This is a genomic window from Bacillus sp. LR--39 (assembly GCF_053613335.1).
The window spans coordinates 1-847 of record NZ_JBSIOT010000592.1 but is presented as its reverse complement, the minus strand read 5'-3'; the positions used below and the strand labels follow the sequence as shown (position 1 = coordinate 847).

Genomic DNA, 847 nt, shown 5'->3' with positions numbered 1-847 from the left:
AAGTAAAGGAAGGCGATAAAGTTAAAAAGGGCACGCCTTTAGTCACCTATACAAATGAGCAGCTGAGCCTGGAAAAAGAACAGAACCAGTTAACGTCTGAATCCAATCGGCTTCAAATTGACCAAATTCAAGAAAAGTTAAAAGCCTTAGACAGCAAAGAAAGAGAACTGGAAAAACAGGTAGGAAAGAAAGAAGCAGAAAAACAAATCGAATCAGAACGGACAGAGCTTCAAATGCAGAAAAAAACAGAGGAGATCGAATTAAAACAAACCGAGCTTCAGCGACAGTCACTTGCCAACCGGGTATCAGATCTTGAAGTGAAAAGCGAAATTGAAGGCACCGTTATTTCTGTCAACCAAGAAGCGGCATCCAAAAAGTCAGATATTCAAGAGCCTGTCATACATATCGGCAACCCAAAAGACCTTGTCGTCTCAGGGAAATTGTCTGAATACGATACATTGAAAGTCAAAAAAGGCCAGAAGGTCACACTCACTTCAGATGTAATACAGGGTAAAACATGGAAAGGCACGGTTTCCGCAGTCGGGCTTGTTCCGGATCAGCAGGAGAGCGCTGCTGCACAAGGAACAGAACAGGCGGTCCAATACCCGCTTCAAGTGAAAATAAAAGGAAATCTTCCAGAAGGAAAGCCAGGCTTTAAATTTATCATGAATATTGAAACAGATACACGGAAAGCAAATACGCTTCCTTCAAAGGCAGTCAAAAAAGAAGATGACCAATATTATGTGTATACAGTAAAAGACGGAAAAGCAAAGCGAGTTGATGTCAAAATCGGCGAAGTGACAGATGACCTGACAGAAATTAAAGAGGGGCTTACCCAAGATGATCA

General features: G+C 41.7%; 1 protein-coding gene. It reads left to right on the top strand.

Annotated elements, in window-relative coordinates:
• A partial coding sequence (locus ACWHAR_RS25150; protein ID WP_452088193.1) for an efflux RND transporter periplasmic adaptor subunit occupies positions 1-847 on the top strand: 847 nt, incomplete at both ends.